The following is a 22,678-nucleotide window of genomic DNA, read 5'->3' as shown; positions in this document are numbered from 1 at the left end:
TGTCGATCCTGCTGGTTTTGGCTCCCTCTCCCGTGAAACGGGAGAGGGGAGTCAACCCCCAGCAGAGATTACGCCTTGCGCGGCTTTACCTTCGCAGCCGCTTCCTTCGCCCGCTCCCGGGCCGTTTCCACGTCCTTGTCGTACGCCAGCGCCACGCCCATGCGGCGCTTCGTGAACGATTCCGGCTTGCCGAACAGGCGCAACTCGGTCTGCGGCACGCGCAGGGCTTCGTCCACGCCGTCGAAGACGATGCCCTCGGCGTCCACGCCGCCGTAGATCACGGCGCTGGCGCCCGGGGCGCGCAGCGAGGTGTCGACGGGCAGGCCCAGGATGGCGCGGGCGTGCAGTTCGAATTCGTTCTGCCACTGGGTAATCATCGTCACCATGCCGGTGTCGTGCGGGCGCGGGCTGACTTCGCTGAACCAGACCTGCTCGCCCTTGACGAACAGTTCGACACCAAACAGCCCCTGGCCGCCCAGGTCGGCCGTCACGGCGCGGGCGATGTGCTGGGCGGTTTCCAGCGCCTTGGGGTGCATCGGGTGCGGCTGCCAGCTTTCCACGTAGTCGCCGGCCACCTGCACGTGGCCGATCGGCGCGCAGAATTGCGTTTCCACCTGGCCGTTGGCGCCCATGGCGCGCACGGTCAGCAGCGTGATTTCGTAGTCGAAGTCGATGAAGCCTTCCACGATGATCCGGCCGTGGCTGACACGGCCGCCGGCCATGGCGTAGTCCCAGGCGGCCTTGACGTCGGCCGGGCCGTCGATCTTGCTCTGGCCCTTGCCCGAGCTGCTCATGACGGGCTTGACCACGCACGGGTAGCCAATGCCGCCGTCGATCGCGGCCTGCAGCTCTTCGAGCGAGTCGCAGAACTTGTAGGGGCTGGTGGGCAGGCCCAGCGTCTCGGCGGCCAGGCGGCGGATACCCTCCCGGTCCATGGTCAGGCGCGTGGCGCGGGCGGTGGGGATCACGCGGACCACGCCGGCGGCTTCCAGCGCTTCGAGCATCGGCGTGGCGATGGCTTCGATCTCAGGGACGACGAGATGCGGCCGCTCGGCCTCGATCAGCGCCTTGAGCTGGTCGCCGTCGCTCATCGTGATGGTGCGCGCATGGTGCGCCACCTGCTGGCCGGGCGCATTCTCGTAGCGGTCCACGGCAATGGTTTCCACGCCCAGGCGCTGCAGCGCGATCAGCACTTCCTTGCCAAGCTCGCCGGAGCCCAGCAGCATCACTTTGGTCGCGGACGGGGAAAGGGGGGTTCCAAGGGTGGTCATGACGGGGGCTCGCGGCAGGGAGAAAAGACGCGATTGTAGCAAGGCGTGACCACGGAATCTGCTGCCTGTTTTCTCCCCTCTCCCGCAGGGCGGGAGAGGGGAGTCCCTACAGTGGCAATCCAATCAATAGGCGATCTTCGCGCTCAGGCTGATCGCGCGGGGATCGGCCGGCTGGGCGTAGTTTTCGTACTGGAAGCCCCAGTAGCGCTTGTTGGTCAGGTTGGTCAGCGCCGCGCGCAGCGTCAGGTCCTTGCCGGCCACGCGGGTGTTGTACGTCGCGCCGAGGTTGAAGACCGTGTAGCCGCCGAGGTTCAGGTTGTTGGCGGCGTCAGCCTTCATCGGGCCGGTGTACTTGCCGTCGACACCCACCTTCAGGCCCGGCACGAACGGGATGCGGTAGGCCACGCGGCCGGTCAGCATGAAGTTCGGGGCGCCGGCCACGCGGTTGCCGATGTTGGTGTCGCCCTCGGTGTACTCGGTGTGCAGGAACATCGTGCTGCCGCCCACTTCCCACTGCGAGCCGATGCGCGACGAGGCAGCCAGTTCCAGGCCCTGGTACACCGACTTGCCGTCCTGCACGAAGCTCGGCAGCACGCCCGCGCCGTTGTCGCGCGAGAACTCGCTGCGGCGCTCGATGCGGAACAGCGCGGCCGTACCGGTCCAGAATCCCTGGTCGGTCTTGGCGCCCACTTCGTACTGGCGGCTCTTGGCCGGGGTCAGGCCCTGGCCGGCGTTCAGGTAGTTGCTGGCCACCACGCCGCCGCCGTCGAACGACTCCACGTAGCTGGCGTACAGCGTCGTGCTCGGCATCGGCTTGAACATGATCGCCGCCGTGGGCGTCAGCAGGCCGTTCTTCTTGTAGTTGGTGTCACCCACGCCCGTGCCGGTGTAGCTGCCCTGGTCGTAGTTGGTCACGCGCACACCGGCCAGCACCGACCACTTGTCGGTCAGGTGCATCGTGTCGCTGACGAACGCCGATTTCTGCTCGGTATCGCCGGCGCGGTATTTCTGGAACACCGTGTCGCTGTAGTGGATGCCTGTGTACGGACCGTTCAGGTTGCCCGAGGCCAGCGAGAAGTTGTTGTAGAAGTTGCTGGTGTAGCGGTCGATCTGCTTCTGCCAGCTCAGGCCGGCCACCAGTTCGTGGCGGAACGGGCCGGTGCGGAACTTGCCCTCGACCATCGTCGTCCAGTTGCTGAACTGCTGGTTCTCGGCGCCGTCATAGCGCGAGCTGCTGTAGTTGCCGGCGGCGTCCGCCAGGAAGAACGTGCTCTCGTTGCGGCTACGCGCCTGCTTGCTGAAGCTGTAGGTCGTGCTGACGGTCCAGTCCGGGTTCAGCGTGTAGCGCAGGCCGGTCTGGTAGACCTGCAGGTTCGAGTAGAAGTGCGTATCCGGGCCGGCGTAGAGGCCGCCGCGGCCACTGATCACGCCCGGCAGCTGGGTGCCGGCCAGGCTGCCGAGGTAGAACGACGGCGTGGCGCCCCAGGTGTTGCGGTCCTGGTAGATGCTGTCGAACGTCCAGGTCAGGTCGCGCGTGATGCGGGCGTCCAGGCCCAGCGACACCGTGTTGCGGTTGATGCCGATGGCGTTGGCCGGCTTGCCTTCCTCGTGCGTCAGGTTCAGGCGGTAGCCGAACATGTCGTTGGGGCCGGCACGGCCGCCCACGTCGATATGCTCGGTCCAGACGTGCGAGGAGCGGTAGCCCAGTTCCACGCTGGCCGTGAACTTGTCGGTCGGCTTCTTCGTCACGTAGTTGACCGTGCCGCCGGGGTTGCCAAAGCCGTACATGAAGCCCGAGGCGCCCTTGAGCAGTTCCACCTGTTCGAGCTGCTCGTAGGGCATGGTGATGCCGTACGCGATGAACGGCATGCCGTTGATCTTGTACGCGTTGCGCCAGTCCAGCTGCAGGCCGCGCACCGTGGTGTACGACGCCCAGGCGTTGTTGCCGTTGCTGTTGTCCGAGACCGAGGCGTCGTTGAAGAACACGTCGCCCACCTTGGTCACCTGCCGGTCGGCCAGGTCTTCGCCCGTTACCACGGTCGTCGAGAACGGCGTGTCGAGCTGCGAGCGGCTGCCCAGCGCGCCGCCGGACGCCTTCTTCTGCAGTTGCGGTCCGATGTCGACTTCCTGCTTTGCACTCACGGTAACGGAGGGCAGGGACTGCTCGGGCGCGTCGGCCGCCTGGGCGAACGCGAGGGTCGTGCAAAGCGGGAAGCCGGCCAGGACGGCCGTACGGGCAAACGCGGCCAGCGGGCGGACGGACGAAGGGATGGATGAAGCAATGGACGAAGGAAACGGGCGGCGGCTCGTGCCGGCCCGGCGATGGCTCTGGGTCATGATGTCTTCTCTGGACGGTGAATGCGAACGTGACTGGTAATCATTCCTGTTAACGTTCGCAGGCGCATGATGCGCAACCGCCGTTGCGCCGTCAAGGCGAAGGTGGCGGGTGATGCAGGCGATGTGGCTTTTTGCGCGAAAGAAGACGAGCCGATGCGCGAGGAAGGCACATCGATACGCGCATCTGTAACAAAAACGATACTAAGCCGGGACGCGGGGGATACGAGCCGGGGGCAGGTCAGCGCAGGCCGAGCAGCCCTTCAAGCGTCTGCGCCAGCGTGACGAGTCGCGGGCCCACCTGTTTCTGCACGGCGGCGAACGTGCCGGGCCGGGCCACCATGCCGCAGTTCACGATGAACCATTGCCCGTCCACCGGCTTGCACAGCGGCGCGGCAAAGCCGAACACGTCGTGCCGCCATTCGGCCCGGTTCGAGCAGAACCCGAGCGTGGCGAGGTCCTGCCGGGCCTGCGCCAGCCGAGGGGCGGCGCGGGCGAACAGGTCGGGATCGCGCAACCGCAGCCGGTTCAGCACCGGATCGCGCAGTTCGGCCGGCACGCGCGACAGCCAGGCCTTGCCGCAGGCGGTGGTCAGCATCGGCAGCGAGGCGCCGATGTCGGGCAGCAGGAACTGCTCGTCGCTGGAACGGGCGGTTTCCACGTAGATGATTTCGGTCCGCTCCAGGATGCCGAGCGAGACCGAGCCGCCCACCTCGTCCGCGAGCGCCTTCATCAGCGGCCGGGCCACCTGCCGGATCTGCATGCTCGCCAGCAGCGGGTAGCCAGGCGCCAGCACCGGGGCGCCGAGCCGGTATTTGGCCAGCGCCACCTCGTGCCGCAGGTAGCCCAGCACCACCAGCGTATGGGTCAGCCGCGCCACGGTGGATTTCGACAGGCCGGTGCGCTGCACGAAATCCTTGTTGCCGAGCAGCGCCTCGCCCGGGCGGTAGGCCAGCAGAATGTCGATGCCATTGGCCAGCGTGGTGGCGAACTGGCGGTCGCGGCCGGCATCGGGGGAGTCGGGAGGGTCGGTCCGGTCGGCGGCGGTCATGCGAGCAGCGCCTCCACCTCGTCCACCAGCGCCATCAGCGCCGGGCCCATCTCTTGATCGAGCTTGTGCGGCGCCATGCGCGCGGCCGGCACGCCGCAGTTGAAGACCAGCGTTTCGCCATCGATGGGCCGGCGCATCGGCACCGCCACCGCGTGGACATCGCTGAGCCAGTCGCCGGGCGACCGGGCAAAACCAAGCCGCGCGAGGTCGTCGCAGGCGGCGGGCACGGCGGCCGCATGGCGCTGCCAGTCCTCCGGTTCGGCGGCAGCCAGTCCCGCCAGTACCTCGGCGCGCAATGCCTCGGGCGCCTGGGCCAGCCAGGCGCGGCCCATCGCGGATTTCAGCATTGGCAGCGACGCGCCAATATCTGGCCGAAATGCGATGGCGTCGTGGCCGCGGCTGGTTTCCACGTAGACCATGCGCAGGCGGTCGCGCAGTCCCAGCGAGACCGAGCCGCCCATGCGGTCGGCCAGCGCCTTCATCAGCGGCCGGGCCACCTGCCGGACGCGCAGGCTGGCCAGCAGCGGATACCCGAGCGCCAGCGAGGTCGAACCCAGCCGGTAGCGGCGCAGCCGCGTGTCGTAGAACAGCAGGCCGCGCACGGCCAGCGTGTAGGTCAGCCGGCTGATGGTCGCCTTCGACAGGCCCGTGCGCTCGGCCAGTTCCTTGTTGCTGAGCACGGTCTCGCCCACGCGGAAGCATTGCAGCAGCGACAGCCCATGCGCGAGCGTGGTGGCGAATTCCGGATCGGGGTGGTGAGGGCGGGAGGATGCCATGGGTCCGATGTTAGCCGGCGGTCAGCCGGGACGGCATCTGAAACGTTCAGGATAGCGAAACAATGATGCCGCTATGTCGGAACCCGGCGTAGTCTTTTCTTCAAATCGAGACAACAAAGCGATGAAGGAGACACCATGATCCGAGACCCGGAGGTATTTGATCCGTTCCTGCTGATGCTGCGCCGGTTCGTGCGCGAGAAGCTGGTGCCGCGTGAAGTCGAGGTGGCCGAGCGCGACGAGGTGCCGCAGGATCTGGTCGACGCCATGGCGGCCCAGGGCATGTTCGGGTATTCGATCCCCGAGGAATACGGCGGCGCGGGCATGACCACCGAGGAACTGGTGCTGGCGGCCATCGAGCTGTCGCAATGCTCGGTGGCGTTCCGCGCCCGGGTCGGCACCAACACCGGCATCGGCTCCGAGGCGCTGGTGGCCGACGGCACGCCCGAGCAGAAACAGCGCTACCTGCCGCTGCTGGCCTCCGGCGAGGTGACGGGTTCGTTCGCGCTGACCGAGCCCGATGCCGGCTCTGACGCCACTTCGCTCAAGACCACGGCGCGCCGCGAGGGCGACCACTACATCCTCAACGGCACCAAGTGCTTCATCACCAATGCGCCGATTGCCGGGATGTTCACGGTCATGGCGCGCACCGACCCCGACAAGCCCGGCGCCAGTGGCATCTCGGCGTTCATCGTGCCGCGCGGCACGCCGGGGCTGACCACCGGGCGGCCGTACCAGAAGATGGGGCAGGCCGGCTCGCCGGTGTCGGAGGTGCATTTCGAGAACTGCCGGGTGCCGGCGGCCAACCTGATCGGCGGCGAGGAGGGGCAGGGGTTCCGGACGGCCATGAAGGTGCTGAACAAGCAGCGCATCCATCTGGCGGCGCTGTGCACCGGGCCGGCCATCCGCATGCTGGACGATGCGGTGCGCTTTGTCACCGAGCGCAAGCAGTTTGGCCAGGTGCTGGCCGATTTCCAGCTCGTGCAGGCCATGATTGCCGACTGCCAGACCGATATCCACGCGGCCCGCGCGCTGATCCTGGAGACGGCCCGCAAGCGCGACGAGGGCAAGGATGTGACCATGGAGGCGTCGATCTGCAAGTACTTCGCCTCGGAAATGTGCGGGCGCGTGGCCGACCGCTGCGTCCAGCTCTTCGGCGGATATGGGTATATCGCCGACTACGGCATCGAGCGGTTCTACCGCGACGTGCGGCTGTTCCGGCTCTACGAGGGCACCAGCCAGATCCACCAGATTAATATAGCGAAGCGCACATTCGCGCAGGGCGGCAGCCGCTGAAGACGGCATTCCGCCACCGAGCCGGGCAACACATCACGGAGACAACCCATGTTCAAGCCTTTCCTGGCCGCAGCCATGCTGCTGGCCGGCACGGCGCTCGCCCCCGCGCAGGCGGCGGACGCCCCGTATCCCAGCAAGATCATCCGCCTCGTGGTGCCGTTTGCGCCCGGCGGCTCCACCGACATCGTGGCCCGGCTGATCGCCGAGCCGCTGCGCGAGGAACTGGGCCAGACCGTCATCATCGAGAACCGGCCCGGCGCGGGCGGCAATATCGGCGGTGACATCGTGGCCAAGGCCGCCCCGGACGGCTACACGCTGCTGATGGCGGCGGCCGGGCAGACCGTGATCAATCCGAGCCTGTACGCCAGGATGAGCTACGACCCGGCGCGCGACCTGGCGGCCATCACGATGATCGCCCGCGACCACAACCTGATGGCCGTCAATGCAAAGCTGCCGGTCAAGACCGTCAAGGAGTTCATCGCCTACGCCAAGGCGCATCCGAACGACGTCACCTTCGGCTCGCCCGGCAACGGCAGCCCCGCTCAACTGGGCGGCGAACTGCTGAACCAGACTGCCGGCCTGACCATGCGCCACGTGCCATACAAGGGCAGCGGCCCGGCCGTGGCCGACCTGATCGCCGGCCATATCACGCTGATGATCGACAACATGCCGGCGCTCTGGCCGCATGTGCAGTCCGGCAAGCTCCGGGCGCTGGCCGTGACCAGCGAGAAACGCGCTTCGGGCGCGCCGGAGGTGCCGACCGCCGACGAGGCGGGCCTCAAGGGATATGTGGTGACGGCCTGGAAGGGCCTGATGGCCCCGGCCAACACGCCGCGCCCGGTCATCGACCGCCTCAACCAGGCCATGGTAAAGGTGCTGGCGCGACCCGAAATCCGCAAGCGGCTGATCGAGCAGGGCGCCGAGCCGGTGGGCAACACGCCGGAGCAGTTCGCGCAGCAGATCAAGACCGATACGGTCTGGTGGGCCGCGCTGGTGAAGTCGACGGGGACGAAGCTGGATTGATGGGGTTTCCCTGACCTCTGGCTGGCTCCCCTCTCCCGCGTGCGGGGAAGGGGAGCAAACATCGGAGAAATCAACCCCCCGGTGCCAGCGCCGCGTCGATCGCGTCCATCAGTTCCTGCAGGCGCAGCGGCTTGCCGCAGACCGCATCGAACCCCGATTCGATCGAGGCGCGGCGGTCCTGTTGCCGGGTGAACGCGGTCAGCGCCACGGCCGGCACGCGGGGCAGGGAATCCACGGCCTCCCGCACGCGCAGTTCGCGCATCAGGTCATTGCCGTCGCGGCCGGGCAGGCCGATATCGCTGATGATCAGGTCCGGGGTGTTCTGCTCGATCTGCCCGATCGCTTCCTCGGCGTCGCGTGCGGTGCGCACCCGGGCGCCATAGTTGCCGAGGATGGCCGCCAGCGCGGCCGCGGCATCGGCGTCGTCTTCCACCAGCAGCACGTCCAGCGCGTTGAGCGGCACGCTCGGCTCGGTGGCCGGCACCTGGGCGCGCACGCCGGCATCCTCGGCGCGCGAGGGGTCCTCCAGCGGAATCAGTACCTCGAAGGTCGAGCCCATGCCCGGCCCCTCGCTGGTCGCCCGCACCGTGCCGCCGTGCATCTCCGACAGGTGCTTGACGATGGCCAGCCCGAGCCCCAGGCCGCCGTGCTTGCGGCGGTTGGCGTCCTCGCTCTGGGTGAAGCGGTCGAACAGCAGCGGCAGGAAATCGGCCGGAATGCCGCGCCCCCGGTCGATCACGCTGACATGCAGGTAATCGCCGTCAGACTCCGCCAGCACGCGCACCGTCCCGCCCTCGGGCGAGAACTTGATCGCGTTCGACACCAGGTTCCACAGGATCTGCTGGAAGCGTGCGGCGTCGAGCCAGGCCACCGGGGCAAGCCGGGGCGAGATCTCGGTGGCCAGTATCACGTGGCGCTCCTCGGCCTGCGTCAGCATGCTGTCGAGCGCGGTACGTACCACCTCGGCCGGGTTCACGCGCTCGCGTTCGAGCTTCATCTTGCCGACATTGAGCATCGACACATCGACGAGGTCGGCCACCAGCCGGCGCTGAATCGCCACGTTGCGCTCCACGGCCGCCAGCCCGCGCCGGCCTTCCTCCGATTCCACGTGCCGCGACAGCACGTGCGTCCAGACCGAGATCACGTTGAGCGGGTTGCGCAGCTCGTGCGACAGGATGGCGATGAAGTCGTCCTTCATCCGGTTCAGCCGCTCCACGGCCGCGCGGGCCGCCTGTTCGCGCTCGATCAGCTGCTGGCGCTGGCGCTCCAGGTTGATGTGGTCGGTGATGTTCGACACCACGGCCACCTTGACGCCCGTGGCCAGCACGGCCGAGATGCTCCATTCCAGGTGCATCGTCTCGCCGTGGGCATCCTGGAGCGGAAACGTCCCCTGCCAGCCGTCCTGCTGCGCATACCCGGTGGCATCGCGGACCTTGTCGCGCCATTCCAGCGGGGCGAACGCGGCCACGGGCTGGCCGACCAGTTCCGCCTCGGGGCGCCGCAGCATGGTCAGCAGGGCGGGGTTGACGTCGACGAAGCGGCCGGCGAGGTCCAGCGTGCAGATGCCGCCGATGGCCTGGTGGTAGATCGCGCGGAAGCGGGCCTCGCTCTCGCGCAGCGACCGTTCGGCCGCGCTCGCGCGCAGCAGCGACGAGATCGTGGCCACCAGCACCGCCGGCTCGGCCGGATGGATCAGGTAGGCGCTGGCGCCGGCATCGAGCCCGCGTACCTTGTCGTAGTCGGCCACGTAGGTGGCGGACAGGTGGACCACCGGCACCGTGGCGGTCTCGGGGCGGCCGCGCAGCGCGCGGCAGACCTGGAAGCCGTCGAGGTCGGGCAGGTTGACGTCGAGCACCACGGCCGAGACGCTGGTGTCGGCGCGCTGCAGCGCCTCCTGCCCGCTTTCGGCCTCCACGGTGCGAAAGCCCGCCCCGCCCAGCACGCGCACCGTGGCGTAGCGGGTGACCGGGTTGTCGTCCACCACCAGCACCAGTGGCGGCTCGCCGTTGGGCAGTAGCCCCGGCGTCAGGATTTCACCCGCCATGGCCGTCTCCGGAAAGGGTGGCAGCCGTACCCGGCAGCGTGGTGGGCACGGTGACATAGAAGCGCGAGCCGACGCCGGGTTCGCTTTCGAACCCGACATGGCCGCCCAGCAGCTCCGCCAGCCGCTTGGACAGCGCCAGGCCCAGGCCGGAGCCCCGGTAGCGCCGCTGCAGTGGCGAATCGATCTGCACGAAATCCTGGAACACCTCGCCGTGCGAGGCGGGCGGGATGCCGATGCCGGTGTCGCGCACCGAGAACGTGATGGTGTCGGGCGATTCCGACGCCGCCGCCACGCGCACCTCGCCGCTGGGCGTGAACTTCAGCGCGTTGGAGATGTAGTTGCGCAGGATCTGCGACAGCTTGCGGTCGTCGTTGAACAGCTTCGGAACCCCGTGCGGCTCCTCGAAGATCAGCGACACGTCCGGGTTGGTCAGCACGGGCTTGAACATGCCGCGCAGCGCGTCGAACAGCGCCACCATGTCGAACCAGGCCGGTGACACGTCCACGCGGCCGGCTTCCAGCCGGGCCAGGTCCAGCAGGTCGTTGACCATTTCGGAGAACTCGGCCGCCGTATCGCGCACGAACTTGACCTGCTTCTCCTGCTCGGGCGTGAGCGGGCCGTCCACGCGGTCGATCAGCAGCCGGGTAATGCTCTGGATCGAGACGATCGGCGTGCGGAACTCGTGGCTCATGTAGGCCAGGAAGCGGCTCTTGAGCTCGGTGGCCTGGCGCAGCTGGTCGGCCTGCATGTCGAGCTCCGAATACAGCGCCACCACGCCGCGGTTGGTTTCCTCGATCTCGGCGCGCAAGGCCTCCACCTCCTGGGTGCGGGCCTCCAGCGCGGCGCGCAGTGCGGCAACGTCGTCGGAGGGGGCGTCGGCAGGGCCGTTGGGGCTGTCTGGGCTGCTCATCGTCGTGTCAGTTGTCGGTGCGCCGGACCACGACCACGGTGGCATCGTCGCGGCCACGGCTGAATTTCCAGAAAACATAGGCGGCTACCAGCGCGGGGTCGCGCTGCAGCACGCCGGGATCGGCCAGTTGCCAGCGCGACTGCACGCCGTCCGAATGCAGGATGACCTGCGCATGCGGCGGCCATTCCAGTTCCTGTTCCTGCACGCTGCGCATCTGCAGCCCGGCCGTGCCGCTCTGTGTCAGCAACGTGCGGTCGGCCACGCCCGAAATCACGCGGCCGATGATGTTGCCGGCACCGGCAAAGCGGATTCGCCCGGCGGCGGCGTCCAGCCGCAGCGCGCCGACCGCCGCGCCGCGCGTGCCGCGCAGGGCGGCATGGCTGCGCTCGACGTAGTTGCCGGGCAGGGCGCCGCGCTCCGAGTCGAAGGCCGCGAGCGCCGCCATGGCGGCCTCGGCCGCGTCCGGGCCGTGTCCCAGGCCGTCAGCCATCACCAGGTCGACGCGGCTTTCCACCACGGCCACATCCCAGCCATCGCCGCTGACCTGCTCGCCGGGTGCCGGCACGCAGATCGCGCCAACCTCGAACCCGTTGCGATGCCGCACGGGGCCGCCGCCGGCATCGCGGTCGCGGAAGAAGCGCGCCAGGATCAGCGTGCCTTCGCCGGCCCGCGTGTGGATGTCGAAATCGTCGGCCAGCCGCTGCACGGCGCCCAGCCCCTGGCCGGCGCTGCCGCCGGTGGAGAAGCCATCGCGCATGCACGCTTGCAGGTCGCCCATGCCGGGGCCGTCGTCGATCGAGAGCAGCTCGATGGCCACGCCGCCGTCCATGGCGCGCGCGGCCAGCAGCAGGCGGCCGCCGCGGGCGTGGCGCAGCAGGTTGTTGCCGAGTTCGTTGACGGCCACGGCCAGCCGGCCGCGCTGGATCGCGTCGAAATCGAGACGCTGGGCCAGGTCGGCCGCGTACCGCCGTGCTTCGCCTACCCGGCTCGGGTCTCCCATGGGCACCGCGCGGTGCGGGCCATGGTGCTTACTTCCACCGAGTGATGCTGACACAGGTTCCCTCGCCAACTTTGGTGCGGATGGCGAAATCGTTCACCAGCCGCTTGGTGCCGGACAGCCCCATGCCGAGCCCGCTGCCCGTGGTCCAGCCGTCCACCAGCGCCTGCTCGACATCCGGAATGCCCGGACCCTGGTCCTCGAAATGCAGCCGCAGCCCGCGCCGGATGCCTTCGGACACGATCTCCCAGCGCATTTCGCCGCCCCGGCCGTACACCATGGTATTGCGCGCCAGTTCGCTGGCGGCCGTAATCATCTTGGTCTGTTCCACCAGCGAGAACTTCAGCTGGGCCGTCAGGGTGCGTACCACGGCACGCGCCTGCACGATGTCGCGCTCGTCGCGGATCGGTGCGCTGCCTGTGGAGGCAAGTTCGGTCGCCACGTCATCGTATCCGGTTGTTGTCGAGCAGGGCCATGCCGCGCTCCACGTTGAGCGCCGTCTTCACGCCGCCCAGTGACAGGCCCAGTTCCACCAGCGTGATGGCCACCGCGGGGCGGATGCCCACCACCACGGTAGTGGCGCCCAGCAGCCGGCCGATGTCGGAGATGCTGACCAGCATGCGCCCGATGAAGGAATCCACCATTTCCAAGGCCGAGACGTCGATCAGCACGCCGTGGGCGCTCGATTTCTCGACCATCGTGGCCAGGTCTTCCTGCAGCTGCAGCGCGGTCTGGTCCTGCATGTCGATCTGGATCGTGACAAGCAGGTGCTTGCCCATGCGCAGGATAGGAATGCGTTCCATGTCGATGCCCTTCCGCTCAGCTGGCGTCCCGGGCCACCGTGTGGCCGGTCATGCGCATGGCCGTGCGCAGCGCGTCGGCCAGCGTGGACTTGGTGACGATGCCCTGCAGGTCGATGCCCAGGTGGACAATGGTCTGCGCGATCTGGGGGCGGATGCCGCTGATGATGCTCTCGGCACCCATCAGCCGGATGGCCGTCACGGTCTTCATCAGATGCTGTGCCACGAGCGTATCGACGGTCGGCACGCCAGTGATGTCGATGATCGCCAGTTCCGAGCCGGTTTCCACCAGTCGTTCGAGCAGCGATTCCATGACCATCTGCGCCCGGCTGCTGTCCAGCGTGCCGATCAGCGGCACGGCCAGCACGCCGTCCCAGAGCTTGATCACCGGCGTGGACAGTTCCATCAGTTCGTGCTGCTGGCGCACGATGATGTCCTCGCGGGTCTTCTGGTAGTTGGCCACCGTCCATTGCGCCATGCGGTCGGCCAGGGCCGAGATCAGCCACAGCGCGTCGATCTGGCCCTCCACGGCGCTGCCGCCCTGGCGCTGCAGGCCGTCGAAGACGGGCCGCTTGAGCGCCAGCACGAAGCCGCTGGTCACGTCGGCGGTCTCGCCCTGCGCCGCGCGGTCGTTGGAGAGTTGCGCCAGTACGTCGCGCAGCCGCTGCCAGGCGGGGCCGCCGAAGTTGTCGGCGTCGCCGTCGGCCCGTACGCCGGCCTCCAGTTCGCGCAGGATCGATTCCTGCTGCGCCTGCAGGTCCCGGGTCAACCCGCGTCCGTCGGCGTAGCTTTGATATTCGGCGGTCCAGCCGCGCAGGATATTGGCCTGTTCGTCACGCAGGAGGTCGGCAAGTCGCTGGTTTTCTCGGCGCATCGGGCGTCTTTCTTGATGGGTTGGCATTCACCGGACGCGGGTTTGCGTCCGCAGAATTAAGCGAAACCGTTTCATTCTAGGAGGGATTCATAGCTCACACTATCGGCCTGCGGCTGATTGACGCCACAACCGAAATCAGCATGTGACTATGATGTGGCGAATAATACACTTACGGGTCATCGCCATGTGAGAAATCGCCGACACCCCGACGGGGAGCGCCACGGCTGTCGGCCCGGCGGGCCGGAGCCTAGTCTTGAACCATGGCGCATCGGCGCGAACCGCGCGGGGGAGGGGCGATGGATTGGCTCGACGCATTGCAATGGCCCGCAATGGCGGTGACGGTGCTCGCCACGTGGCTGGTGGGCTCGTCCGCCGCGGGCCGCCGCAAGGCCGGGTTCTGGCTGTTTCTGTTCAGTAACGCGCTCTGGGTAGGCTGGGGCCTGCATACCAGCGCCTGGGCACTGGTGGTGCTGCAGTTTGCGCTGGCCGCGCTGAACCTGCGGGGCCAGGCCAAGGCCGAGCGCGAGCAGAAGGACCGGGACCACACCGCCGGGGCGGCGCCCGGCCCATGACCCGAACGACATGGCTTCAGACCTGATCGTGGCACGGCCGGAGGGGTTGTACTGCCCGCCCGGCGACTTCTACATCGACCCCTGGCGGCCGGTGGCGCGCGCCGTCATCACGCACGCCCATTCCGACCATGCGCGCTTCGGCCACGAACACTATCTCTGCGCCGAGCCCGGGCGCGGCGTGCTGCTGGCCCGGCTGCCCGGCATCACGCTCGACACGCTGCCGTACGGCCAGCGCATCAGCCACCACGGCGTCACGCTGAGCCTGCATCCGGCCGGCCACGTACTTGGCTCGGCACAGGTCCGGCTCGAACACGGCGGCCAGGTCTGGGTGGCGTCGGGCGACTACAAGGTCGAGGACGACGGCACCTGCGAGCCGTTCGAGCCGGTGCGCTGCGACACCTTCATCACCGAAAGCACGTTCGGGCTGCCGATCTACCGCTGGCAGGACCAGCCCACGCTGATGGCCGAGATCTTCCGCTGGTGGCAATCGAACGCCGCCGCCGGCCGGGCCAGCGTGCTGTACTGCTACGCGTTCGGCAAGGCGCAGCGCATCCTGCACGGCATGCTGCGGCACGCCGGTGCCGATCTGGCGATGCCGGGGCCGATCATCGTCCACGGCGCGATGACCGGCCTGAACCGCGCCTATGCCGAGGCCGGCGTGGCGCTGGCGCCCACCATGACCGTGGCCGACCTGCCGGCGCGCAGCCCCGCGCTGCACCGTGCGCTGGTGGTGGCGCCGCCTTCCGCGCAACGCTCCACCTGGCTGCGCCGCTTCGGCGCCGAGGCCATCGACGCCTTTGCCAGCGGCTGGATGCAACTGCGCGGCACGCGGCGCCGGCGCGGCGTGGATCGTGGCTTCGCGCTGTCCGACCACGCCGACTGGCCTGGCCTGCTGCAGGCCATCGGCGCCACCGGCGCGCAGCGGGTCATCGTCACCCACGGCAACGTGCCGGTGATGGTGCGCTATCTGGCCGAGCAGGGGCTTGACGCGCAATCGTTCAAGACCGAGTTCGGCGACGTGGACGACGTGCAGGACAGCGGTGGGGACGGCGCCGCGCCGGCCGAGGCCGAGGCGGAGGCCCCCCGATGAAAGCCTTCGCCGACCTCTACAGCGCCCTCGACGGCACCACGTCGAGCAAGGCCAAGCTGGCCGCGCTGGGCGAGTACTTCCGCAGCGCGCCGCCCGAGGACGCGGCCTGGGCGGCGTATTTCCTGTCCGGCGGCAAGCCGCGCCAGATCGTGCCGGTGTCGGCGCTGCGCGAACTGGCGCAGCGGGCCGCGCGGCTGCCCGAATGGCTGTTCGAGGAGAGCTACCAGGCCGTGGGCGATCTGGCCGAGACCATCGCGCTGCTGCTGCCCGAGGGCGACCACGCCGACGATGCCGGCCTTGCCGAATGGGTCGAGCAGCGCCTGCTGCCACTGCGCGGCCAGCCGCCCGAGGTGCTGACCGCCGCGCTGGACGCGCTCTGGCCGCCGCTCGACGCACGCGGCCGGCTGGTGCTGTTCAAGCTGATCACGGGCAGCTTCCGCGTGGGGGTGTCGAAACTGCTGGTCACGCGTGCGCTGGGCGAGGTGGCCGGCATCGACCCCAAGCGCGTGGCCGAACGCATGGTCGGCTATACCGATATCTCGCTGAAACCCACGGCCGAGCGCTTCCTGGCGCTGGTCGATCCGTCCGAGGGCGAGGGCGGTACGGTGCTGCGCGGCGGCCAGCCTTACCCGTTCTTCCTGGCCCACCCGCTACAGGCACCGGTCGAACAGTTCGACGACCTGCTCGGGGCCGCGTCGCGCTGGCAGGTGGAGTGGAAGTGGGACGGCATCCGCGCACAACTGGTGCGCCGCGCGGGCCAGACCTGGCTCTGGTCGCGCGGCGAGGAACTGATTACCGAGCGCTTTCCCGAACTGGCCGCCGCCGCCCAGGCGCTGCCGGACGGCACCGTGCTGGACGGCGAGATCGTGATCTGGATCGACGGCCGCGTGCAGCCGTTTGCGCTGCTGCAGCAACGGATCGGCCGCAAGACGCTCGGCGCCAGGCTGCTGCGCGACGCCCCGGCCATCCTGATGGCCTACGACCTGCTCGAATGGCAGGGCGAGGACTGGCGCGGCCGCCCCCAGGCCGAGCGCCGCGCGCAACTGGCCCGCGTGGTGGCCGACCACGTACACCCGGCGCTGGAGCTGAGCCCGCAGGTCGAGGCGGACGACTGGCCGCACTTCGCCCGGCTGCGCGAGGCGTCGCGCGAGCTTGGCGTGGAGGGCTTCATGCTCAAGGGCGTGGATGCCGCCTACGGCGCCGGCCGCACCCGGGACGTGGGCCTGTGGTGGAAATGGAAGATCGATCCGTACTCGGTGGACGCGGTGCTGATCTACGCCCAGCGCGGCCATGGCCGGCGCGCCAGCCTCTATACCGATTTCACGTTCGCGGTCTGGAACGCGCCGCCCGGCACGCCGGACCGGGCGCTGGTGCCGTTCGCCAAGGCGTACTCGGGCCTGACCGACGAGGAAATGCGCGCGGTGGACGCCATCGTGCGGCGGACCACCGTGGAATCGTTCGGGCCGGTGCGCAGCGTCACGCCCACCCAGGTCTTCGAACTCGGCTTCGAAGGGATCGGCCGCAGCGGACGCCACAAGAGCGGCATCGCCGTGCGCTTTCCGCGCATGCTGCGCTGGCGCACCGACAAGCCCGTGGAGGAGGCCGACACGCTCGCCACGCTCGAAGCCATGCTGCCGGCCGCCGCCCGGGAGCCGGCATGAAGGCCGGCGACGCCCCGTTCGCGCCCGCCCCACCGGTAGCCGAAGCGCTGCCGGCGCTGTTCGCCGCCCGCCACTGGCAGCCTTTCGACTTCCAGCGCGCCGTGTGGGACGCCATCGCCCAGGGCCAGAGCGGGCTGCTGCACGCCACCACCGGCACCGGCAAGACCTACGCGGCCTGGCTGGGCGCGCTGCTGGCGTTCGCCACGCCGCCCACCCGCGCCGGCGCGCCGGTGCCGCCGCTGACCGTGCTGTGGCTCACGCCGATGCGCGCGCTGGCCGCCGATACCGCGCGGGCGCTGCAGGCGCCGCTGGCCGAACTCGGGCTCGACTGGGCCGTGGCGCTGCGTACCGGCGATACCGGCAGCAGCGAGCGCGCCGCGCAGGCCCGCCGGCTGCCAACCGCGCTGGTCACCACGCCCGAGAGCCTGTCGCTGCTGCTGACCCGGGCCGATGCGCGCGAGGCGCTGGGCCGCGTGAAGCTGGTGGTCGTCGACGAGTGGCACGAACTGATCGGCAGCAAGCGCGGCGTGCAGGTGCAACTGGCGCTGGCGCGGCTGCACCGCTGGCAGCCCGACCTGCGCATCTGGGGGCTGTCGGCCACGCTCGGCAACCTCGACCATGCGCGCGACGTGCTGCTGGCTGGCGTGCCGCCCGAGCGCCGCGTGATCGTGCACGGCCATACGCCGAAGACGCTGATCGTCGACACGCTGCTGCCCGACGCGGCCGGGCGCTTTCCGTGGGCCGGGCACCTCGGGCTGTCGATGCTGCCGCACGTGCTGCGCGAACTCGAATCGAGCAGCACGTCGCTGGTGTTCCTGAACACCCGGTCCCAGTCCGAACTCTGGTACCAGGCCATCCTCGACGCGCGGCCTGACTGGGCCGGCCAGATCGCGCTGCACCACGGCTCGCTGGACCGGGCCGTGCGCGAGTGGGTGGAGGTCAATCTCAAGAACGGCGCGCTGCGGGCCGTGGTCTGTACATCGAGCCTGGACCTTGGCGTGGATTTCCTGCCCGTGGAGCGCGTGTTGCAGATCGGTTCGCCCAAGGGCGTGGCGCGGTTGCTGCAGCGGGCCGGACGCTCGGGCCACGCGCCGGGACGCGCCTCGCGCGTGACCGTGGTGCCCACGCACAGCCTGGAACTGGTGGAGTCGGTGGCGGCCCGCCATGCCATCGCCGCCGGCAGGATGGAGGCGCGCGAATCGCCGGACAAGCCGCTCGACGTGCTCGTGCAGCATCTGGTCACCGTGGCGCTGGGCGGCGGCTTCGCGGCCGACGACCTGCGCGACGAGGTGCGCCAGACCTGGGCCTACCGCAACCTGACCGACGAAGAATGGCACTGGTGCCTGGATTTCGTGCGCCAGGGCGGTCCGACGCTGGCCGCCTATCCCGACTACCGCCGCGCCGAGCCCGACGACAGCGGCACGTGGCGCGTGCCCGACGCCCGGCTGGCGCGCCGCCACCGGATGAGCGTGGGCACCATCGTCAGCGACGCCACGATGCAGGTGAAGTTCTGGACACGCGCCGGCAGCGGCGGCTCGTCGCTCGGCACGGTGGAGGAAGGCTTCATCGCGCGGCTGGCACCGGGCGACTGCTTCCTGTTCGGCGGGCGGCTGCTGGAACTGGTGCGCGTGCAGGAGATGACCGCCTACGTGCGCCGCGCCACGGGCAAGCGCCCGACCGTGCCGCGCTGGAACGGCAGCAAGATGCCGCTCTCCACCGAACTGGCCGAGGCCGTGGTGGCGACGCTCGACGCCGTGCAGGCGGGCCGGCTCGACCCCGCCACCACGCCCGAACTGCCGCTGATCGCGCCGCTGGTGGCGCTGCAGGCGCGTTGGTCCGCGCTGCCGTCGCCGCAGACGCTGCTGGCCGAGACGCTGCAGTCCCGCGAGGGCTGGCATCTGTTCCTGTACCCGTTTGCCGGCCGCTCGGTGCACCTGGGGCTGGGCAGCCTGCTGGCGTGGCGGCTCGGCCAGAAGGTGCCGGCCACGTTCTCGGTGGCGGTCAACGACTATGGGCTGGAACTGCTGGCCTCCGCGCCGCTGGACTGGGCGAAGTGGCTGCCGCTGGTGCTGGCCGAGGAGCGCCAGCGCGACCTGGCCGCCGACGTGATGGGCAGCCTCAACGCGGGCGAACTGTCGCTGCGGCGCTTCCGCGAGATCGCGCGGGTGTCGGGGCTGATCTTCCAGGGCTATCCGGGCGCCCATCACAGCGCGCGGCAGCTTCAGGCGTCGTCGAGCCTGTTCTACGAGGTCTTCCGCAAGCACGATCCCGGCAACCTGCTGCTCGGGCAGGCCGAGCGCGAGGTACTGATGCAGGAGCTGGACGCCCACCGGCTGGCCGACACGCTGGCCCGCATGGCAGCGCTGCGGCTCGACCTGCGCGAACTGAAACGGCCGTCGCCGCTGTCGTTCCCGCTGATCGTCGAGTTCCTGCGCGAGAAACTGAGCACCGAGAAGCTGGCCGACCGCATCGCCCGCATGCTGGCCGATCTGGAGAAGGCCGCCGCACGGGGCGACGACGCGCCGCCCGACGAGGAAGCCCCGGATGCCGGGCAGGTGGCCGAAGTGGCGCGCTTCGGCATGGCCGACCATGCCAGGTCCGGCAACCCGCGCAAGCCCCGCCGCGCCCGCAAGCCGTCCAAGCCGCTGCCGATGCTATGACGCCAGCCGAGGCGGGTGCCCAGGTCATCGAGGTGGCAGGCGAGACGCTCTGGCTGCTGCCCGAACACGCCATCTGGTGGCCGCGCGCCGCCATGCTGATGGCCGCCGACATCCACATCGGCAAGGCGGCCGCGTTCCGCGCCTGGGGCCAGCCCGTGCCGCACGGCACCACGGCCGACAACCTCGCGCGCCTGCTCGACCTGGCCCGCCGCTATCCGGCCCGCGATTTCGTCTTCCTCGGCGATTTTCTCCACGCCCGCGCCGCCCGCACCGCCGCCGTGCTGCTGGCCCTCCACGACTGGCGCCGCGCCATGCCGTCGCGCGTGCACTGCACGCTGGTGCGCGGCAACCACGACACCCACGCCGGCGACCCGCCCGAAGGGCTGGGCTTCTCGGTCGTCACCGAACCGCTGGTGGCGGGGCCGTTTGCGCTCTGCCACGAGCCGGGACCGAGGCCGGCGGGATACGTGCTGGCCGGCCACCTGCACCCCGGCTGCGTGCTGCGCGGGGCGGGCGGCGACCGGCTGCGCCTGCCGTGCTTCGTGGTGGGCGAGCAGGGGGCCATCCTGCCCGCATTCGGCGCCTTCACGGGGCTGGCGTCGGTCCGCGCGGAAGCGGGCGAGCGACTGTTCGTGGTGGGCGACGGACGGGTGTGGGCCGTGCCGGGAAGCCGGTAAATCGGCAGACATTGATTTTCGGATTTCTTTGCGCAGCGTTAAAAGCGCGTTGCACCAGCGATTCCTGACGTGCGGGAAAGACGGTAATTTCTCGCGCGGAGCGGGGCCAGTCGCTGCCAGCCGGAAGACCGGCCCCGGGTAGATATCGCATGGGGGGCAGCCATCGTACCCCTGCGGCCGTGCTGCAGGCCGGGGGCGCCACATTCACTGACACGCAAAGGGGTTGCATGAGCCAGCAGCGCTCGAAAGACGCTTCGGGCGTCTATCTTGGTCTTGCCCTCGGGCTGCTCTACTGCGCGGCGGCCGTCACCGTAGCCGCGCTCGGCCTGCATGAGGTTTGGCCGTGGGCCTGGTTGGCGATCGTCGAGCTTTCCCTGCTCGTGACGTTCCTGCTCGGTTTGATTTTCCTCAAGTACCTGCGGCTGGCGTTGGAAGCCTCCCGGTTCGAGAAGGCGCGCTCCCGACACAAATCTTTGTGATGCAAAAGCCACTGCCGGAAGGTTGAGCGCTGCACCTCGCCCGGGCTTCCTCAATCCCCCGCGATCACCTTCAGCAGGACATCGAGTTCGATCGGCTTGACCAGATGCATATGGAAGCCGGCCGCCTTGGTCTGTTCGCGGTCGGAGCTTTGGCCGAAGCCGGTCAGGGCCACATAGCGCGTGTTGGCCAGCGCCGGCATGCCGCGCAGCGCGTGGATCACCGCAAAGCCGTCCATGCCGGGCATGGCCAGGTCGATCAGCGCCACGTCCGGGCGCACGCGGGCGGCGGCGTGGATGGCTTCCATGCCGTCGTAGGCGATGGTGACCTCGTGGCCCGACATTTCCAGCAGGATCGACATGCTGTCGGCCGCGTCGCGGTTGTCGTCGACCAGCAGGATGCGGTGGTGGGGGGTCGTGGCGGGCGTGCCGTCGTCAGGTACCGGCGTGGCATCGGGCATGGCCGCCATCGGCAGTTGCACCGTGAACGTGGCGCCCATGCCCGGTCCTTCGCTGGTGGCCGATACCGAGCCGCCGTGCATTTCCACGAGCGAGCGGCACAGCGACAGGCCGATGCCGAGCCCGCCCTGGGCGCTGCTGCCGGGGCGGTCTTCCTGCACGAACAGGTTGAAGATCGATTCCAGCGATCCCGGCGAGATGCCCCGGCCATGGTCGATGACCTGGATCACGAGCGTGCGCTGGCGCACCGAGGCGGCCACGGCGATCGCCGCCCCCGGCGGCGAGAATTTCGAGGCGTTGAGCAGCAGGTTCTGCATGACCTGCGTGAGCCGGGTGCGGTCCACCAGCAGCGGCATCGGCCCCGAGTCCGTGGTCACCGTGACGGTCTGGGACTTCGCGGCCAACGCGGGCTCGGCGGCCTCGATGCCGAGCGTCAGGATGTCGTTGGCGTCCACCGGTTCATGGCGCAGGTCGATCTTGCCGGCGGCGATGCGGCCCACGTCGAGCAGGTCGTCCACCAGCCGCGTCAGGTGCGACATCTGCCGCTCCACCAGTCCCATGCTCTTGAGCATGGCGCCGGGGTCGTCGGGGCGCAGCTGCATCACGGTCAGCGCATTGCGCATGGGCGCCAGCGGGTTGCGGAGTTCGTGCGAGAGGGTGGCCAGGAATTCGTTCATGCGCCGTTCCGATTGCTCAAGCTCCTCCAGCCGCTTGCGCTCGCTCATGTCGCGCGTGACCTTGGCGAAGCCGCGCAGTTCGCGCTTCTCGTCGTAGATGGCCGTGATCGTGACGTTGGCCCAGAACAGCGAGCCGTCCTTGCGCACGCGCCAGCCTTCGTCCTCGATCCGGCCCACCTCGCGGGCCACCACCAGCTCGCGGGCGGGCTTGCCGGCGGCCAGGTCCTCGGCCGGGTAGAACACCGAGAAATGCTTGCCGAGAATCTCGTCGCGGCGGTAGCCCTTGATATAGGAGGCGCCCGAGTTCCAGCTGATGACATGGCCGCCCACGTCGAGCATGAAGATCGCGTAGTCCTTGACGCTCTCCACCAGCATCCGGAACGTTTCCTCGCTCTGGCGTAGCGCCTCGGCGGTGCGGCGCTGCTCGGTCATGTCGCGCGTGACCTTGCCGAATCCCACCAGCTTCCCGCTCTCGTCGTGCAGCGCCGTGATGACCACGTTGGCCCAGAATTGCGTGCCGTCCTTGCGCAGGCGCCAGCCTTCGTCCTCGAAGCGGCCCAGCCGCGCCGCGGCTTCGAGTTCGAGCGCCGGCCAGTTGCGCGCCTTGGCCTCGTCGGTATAGAAGTCGGAGAAATGCCGCCCCAGGATCTCGTCGCGGGTCCAGCCCTTGATGCGCTGGGCGCCCGCGTTCCAGCTCGAAATATGCCCGGTGGCATCGAGCGAGAAGATCGCATAGTCGCTGATCGATTCGACCAGGAGGCGATAGGAGGCGGAGGTCTCGCCGGTCACCGGAGCAGACCCCGGCGAGCGGGCGGCGCTGGACATGTCAAGGCATACAAGGCTGTCTGAAAGTTGCCGGCAAGCATACCCCCGTTCGCGGCAAGTGGCGCATCTGGAGGGTAATGTGTTGCAAATCAGCCGTCCGAAGCGCCTCAGGACAGGGCTCGCCACCCATTCGGAGGTTGACGCGCGATACGTGCCGCCTCGCATACCGTCGGATAAATGCTGACAGACCGGCGGCGGGCCGGTAGGC

Annotated in this window: 19 protein-coding genes; 8 read left to right on the top strand and 11 right to left on the bottom strand. The window is 69.1% G+C overall.

Features of this window, described 5'->3' with window-relative positions; all coding sequences use genetic code 11:
• Positions 1–68: 68 nt before the first annotated feature.
• The 4 genes from purT to EV147_RS06030 form a co-directional block, all read right to left on the bottom strand.
• The gene (purT, locus tag EV147_RS06045) at positions 69–1,271 is read right to left on the bottom strand and encodes a formate-dependent phosphoribosylglycinamide formyltransferase (RefSeq protein ID WP_130390185.1); all 1,203 of its coding nucleotides are present in this window, start codon (positions 1,269–1,271) and stop codon (positions 69–71) included.
• Between the two features lie 123 nt (positions 1,272–1,394).
• Positions 1,395–3,608, bottom strand: a complete 2,214-nt coding sequence (locus tag EV147_RS06040) for a TonB-dependent siderophore receptor (protein WP_130390184.1) — start codon at positions 3,606–3,608, stop codon at positions 1,395–1,397.
• Positions 3,609–3,846: 238 nt separating this feature from the next.
• Complete coding sequence (locus tag EV147_RS06035; protein WP_130390183.1) at positions 3,847–4,656, bottom strand: IclR family transcriptional regulator; 810 nt, start codon at positions 4,654–4,656, stop codon at positions 3,847–3,849.
• A complete protein-coding gene (locus EV147_RS06030; RefSeq protein WP_130390182.1) occupies positions 4,653–5,432 on the bottom strand; it encodes an IclR family transcriptional regulator in 780 nt (259 codons plus the stop codon). The genes EV147_RS06035 and EV147_RS06030 overlap by 4 nt, the downstream gene beginning before the upstream one ends.
• Before the next feature lie 135 nt (positions 5,433–5,567).
• On the opposite strand from EV147_RS06030, the gene EV147_RS06025 reads away from it, so the two are divergent.
• Positions 5,568–6,725, top strand: coding sequence for an acyl-CoA dehydrogenase family protein (locus EV147_RS06025; protein ID WP_130390181.1), 1,158 nt, complete (start codon positions 5,568–5,570; stop codon positions 6,723–6,725).
• Between the two features lie 48 nt (positions 6,726–6,773).
• Positions 6,774–7,748: a Bug family tripartite tricarboxylate transporter substrate binding protein gene (locus EV147_RS06020; protein WP_130390180.1), complete on the top strand. Its 975-nt coding sequence runs from the start codon at positions 6,774–6,776 to the stop codon at positions 7,746–7,748.
• Between the two features lie 70 nt (positions 7,749–7,818).
• Here the strand turns inward: EV147_RS06020 and EV147_RS06015 are convergent, their stop codons facing one another.
• From EV147_RS06015 to EV147_RS05990, 6 genes are read right to left on the bottom strand one after another with little or no spacing between them, the layout of a single operon-like run.
• Positions 7,819–9,792, bottom strand: coding sequence for a hybrid sensor histidine kinase/response regulator (locus tag EV147_RS06015; RefSeq protein WP_130390179.1), 1,974 nt, complete (start codon positions 9,790–9,792; stop codon positions 7,819–7,821).
• On the bottom strand, positions 9,782–10,702 hold the full coding sequence (locus EV147_RS06010) for a sensor histidine kinase (protein ID WP_130390178.1): 921 nt from the start codon (positions 10,700–10,702) through the stop codon (positions 9,782–9,784). Before EV147_RS06010 ends, EV147_RS06015 begins: the two co-directional genes overlap by 11 nt.
• A gap of 7 nt (positions 10,703–10,709) precedes the next feature.
• Entirely contained in the window at positions 10,710–11,702 is a 993-nt protein-coding gene (locus EV147_RS06005) for an ATP-binding SpoIIE family protein phosphatase (RefSeq protein ID WP_130390177.1), read from the bottom strand.
• Positions 11,703–11,730: 28 nt separating this feature from the next.
• Positions 11,731–12,141: an anti-sigma regulatory factor gene (locus EV147_RS06000; RefSeq protein WP_130390176.1), complete on the bottom strand. Its 411-nt coding sequence runs from the start codon at positions 12,139–12,141 to the stop codon at positions 11,731–11,733.
• Between the two features lies 1 nt (position 12,142).
• Positions 12,143–12,502 (bottom strand): STAS domain-containing protein, encoded by a 360-nt coding sequence (locus tag EV147_RS05995; protein ID WP_130390175.1) that lies wholly within the window; start codon positions 12,500–12,502, stop codon positions 12,143–12,145.
• A gap of 16 nt (positions 12,503–12,518) precedes the next feature.
• On the bottom strand, positions 12,519–13,373 hold the full coding sequence (locus EV147_RS05990; RefSeq protein ID WP_130390174.1) for an STAS domain-containing protein: 855 nt from the start codon (positions 13,371–13,373) through the stop codon (positions 12,519–12,521).
• A 296-nt stretch (positions 13,374–13,669) separates the two neighbouring features.
• Between EV147_RS05990 and EV147_RS05985 the strand changes: the two genes are divergently transcribed.
• From EV147_RS05985 to EV147_RS05960, 6 genes are all read left to right on the top strand, one after another.
• Complete coding sequence (locus EV147_RS05985; RefSeq protein WP_130390173.1) at positions 13,670–13,945, top strand: hypothetical protein; 276 nt, start codon at positions 13,670–13,672, stop codon at positions 13,943–13,945.
• Between the two features lie 10 nt (positions 13,946–13,955).
• Positions 13,956–15,035, top strand: coding sequence for a ligase-associated DNA damage response exonuclease (locus EV147_RS05980; protein WP_130390172.1), 1,080 nt, complete (start codon positions 13,956–13,958; stop codon positions 15,033–15,035).
• Positions 15,032–16,696 (top strand): ATP-dependent DNA ligase, encoded by a 1,665-nt coding sequence (locus EV147_RS05975; protein ID WP_130390171.1) that lies wholly within the window; start codon positions 15,032–15,034, stop codon positions 16,694–16,696. Before EV147_RS05980 ends, EV147_RS05975 begins: the two co-directional genes overlap by 4 nt.
• The gene (locus EV147_RS05970; RefSeq protein ID WP_130390170.1) at positions 16,693–19,356 is read left to right on the top strand and encodes a ligase-associated DNA damage response DEXH box helicase; all 2,664 of its coding nucleotides are present in this window, start codon (positions 16,693–16,695) and stop codon (positions 19,354–19,356) included. Before EV147_RS05975 ends, EV147_RS05970 begins: the two co-directional genes overlap by 4 nt.
• Positions 19,353–20,033: a ligase-associated DNA damage response endonuclease PdeM gene (gene pdeM, locus EV147_RS05965; protein WP_130390169.1), complete on the top strand. Its 681-nt coding sequence runs from the start codon at positions 19,353–19,355 to the stop codon at positions 20,031–20,033. Before EV147_RS05970 ends, pdeM begins: the two co-directional genes overlap by 4 nt.
• A gap of 227 nt (positions 20,034–20,260) precedes the next feature.
• Entirely contained in the window at positions 20,261–20,512 is a 252-nt protein-coding gene (locus tag EV147_RS05960; RefSeq protein WP_130390168.1) for a hypothetical protein, read from the top strand.
• Between the two features lie 50 nt (positions 20,513–20,562).
• Here the strand turns inward: EV147_RS05960 and EV147_RS05955 are convergent, their stop codons facing one another.
• The gene (locus tag EV147_RS05955) at positions 20,563–22,470 is read right to left on the bottom strand and encodes a PAS domain-containing hybrid sensor histidine kinase/response regulator (RefSeq protein ID WP_130390167.1); all 1,908 of its coding nucleotides are present in this window, start codon (positions 22,468–22,470) and stop codon (positions 20,563–20,565) included.
• Between the last annotated feature and the right edge of the window lie 208 nt (positions 22,471–22,678).

This window comes from Cupriavidus agavae, assembly GCF_004217045.1.
Classification (GTDB): domain Bacteria; phylum Pseudomonadota; class Gammaproteobacteria; order Burkholderiales; family Burkholderiaceae; genus Cupriavidus; species Cupriavidus agavae.
This window is presented reverse-complemented; position numbering and strand designations above follow the sequence as displayed.

Coding starts and splice junctions, on each gene's coding strand:
- pdeM (WP_130390169.1), top strand. CDS start 19,353: ATGACGCCAGCCGAGGCGGGTGCCCAGGTCATCGAGGTGGCAGGCGAG.
- EV147_RS06025 (WP_130390181.1), top strand. CDS start 5,568: ATGATCCGAGACCCGGAGGTATTTGATCCGTTCCTGCTGATGCTGCGC.
- EV147_RS06020 (WP_130390180.1), top strand. CDS start 6,774: ATGTTCAAGCCTTTCCTGGCCGCAGCCATGCTGCTGGCCGGCACGGCG.
- EV147_RS05985 (WP_130390173.1), top strand. CDS start 13,670: ATGGATTGGCTCGACGCATTGCAATGGCCCGCAATGGCGGTGACGGTG.
- EV147_RS05955 (WP_130390167.1), bottom strand. CDS start 22,470: ATGTCCAGCGCCGCCCGCTCGCCGGGGTCTGCTCCGGTGACCGGCGAG.
- EV147_RS05970 (WP_130390170.1), top strand. CDS start 16,693: ATGAAGGCCGGCGACGCCCCGTTCGCGCCCGCCCCACCGGTAGCCGAA.
- EV147_RS06015 (WP_130390179.1), bottom strand. CDS start 9,792: ATGGCGGGTGAAATCCTGACGCCGGGGCTACTGCCCAACGGCGAGCCG.
- EV147_RS06030 (WP_130390182.1), bottom strand. CDS start 5,432: ATGGCATCCTCCCGCCCTCACCACCCCGATCCGGAATTCGCCACCACG.
- EV147_RS05980 (WP_130390172.1), top strand. CDS start 13,956: ATGGCTTCAGACCTGATCGTGGCACGGCCGGAGGGGTTGTACTGCCCG.
- EV147_RS06005 (WP_130390177.1), bottom strand. CDS start 11,702: ATGGGAGACCCGAGCCGGGTAGGCGAAGCACGGCGGTACGCGGCCGAC.
- EV147_RS05960 (WP_130390168.1), top strand. CDS start 20,261: ATGAGCCAGCAGCGCTCGAAAGACGCTTCGGGCGTCTATCTTGGTCTT.
- EV147_RS06040 (WP_130390184.1), bottom strand. CDS start 3,608: ATGACCCAGAGCCATCGCCGGGCCGGCACGAGCCGCCGCCCGTTTCCT.
- EV147_RS06010 (WP_130390178.1), bottom strand. CDS start 10,702: ATGAGCAGCCCAGACAGCCCCAACGGCCCTGCCGACGCCCCCTCCGAC.
- EV147_RS06035 (WP_130390183.1), bottom strand. CDS start 4,656: ATGACCGCCGCCGACCGGACCGACCCTCCCGACTCCCCCGATGCCGGC.
- EV147_RS05995 (WP_130390175.1), bottom strand. CDS start 12,502: ATGGAACGCATTCCTATCCTGCGCATGGGCAAGCACCTGCTTGTCACG.
- purT (WP_130390185.1), bottom strand. CDS start 1,271: ATGACCACCCTTGGAACCCCCCTTTCCCCGTCCGCGACCAAAGTGATG.
- EV147_RS05975 (WP_130390171.1), top strand. CDS start 15,032: ATGAAAGCCTTCGCCGACCTCTACAGCGCCCTCGACGGCACCACGTCG.
- EV147_RS05990 (WP_130390174.1), bottom strand. CDS start 13,373: ATGCGCCGAGAAAACCAGCGACTTGCCGACCTCCTGCGTGACGAACAG.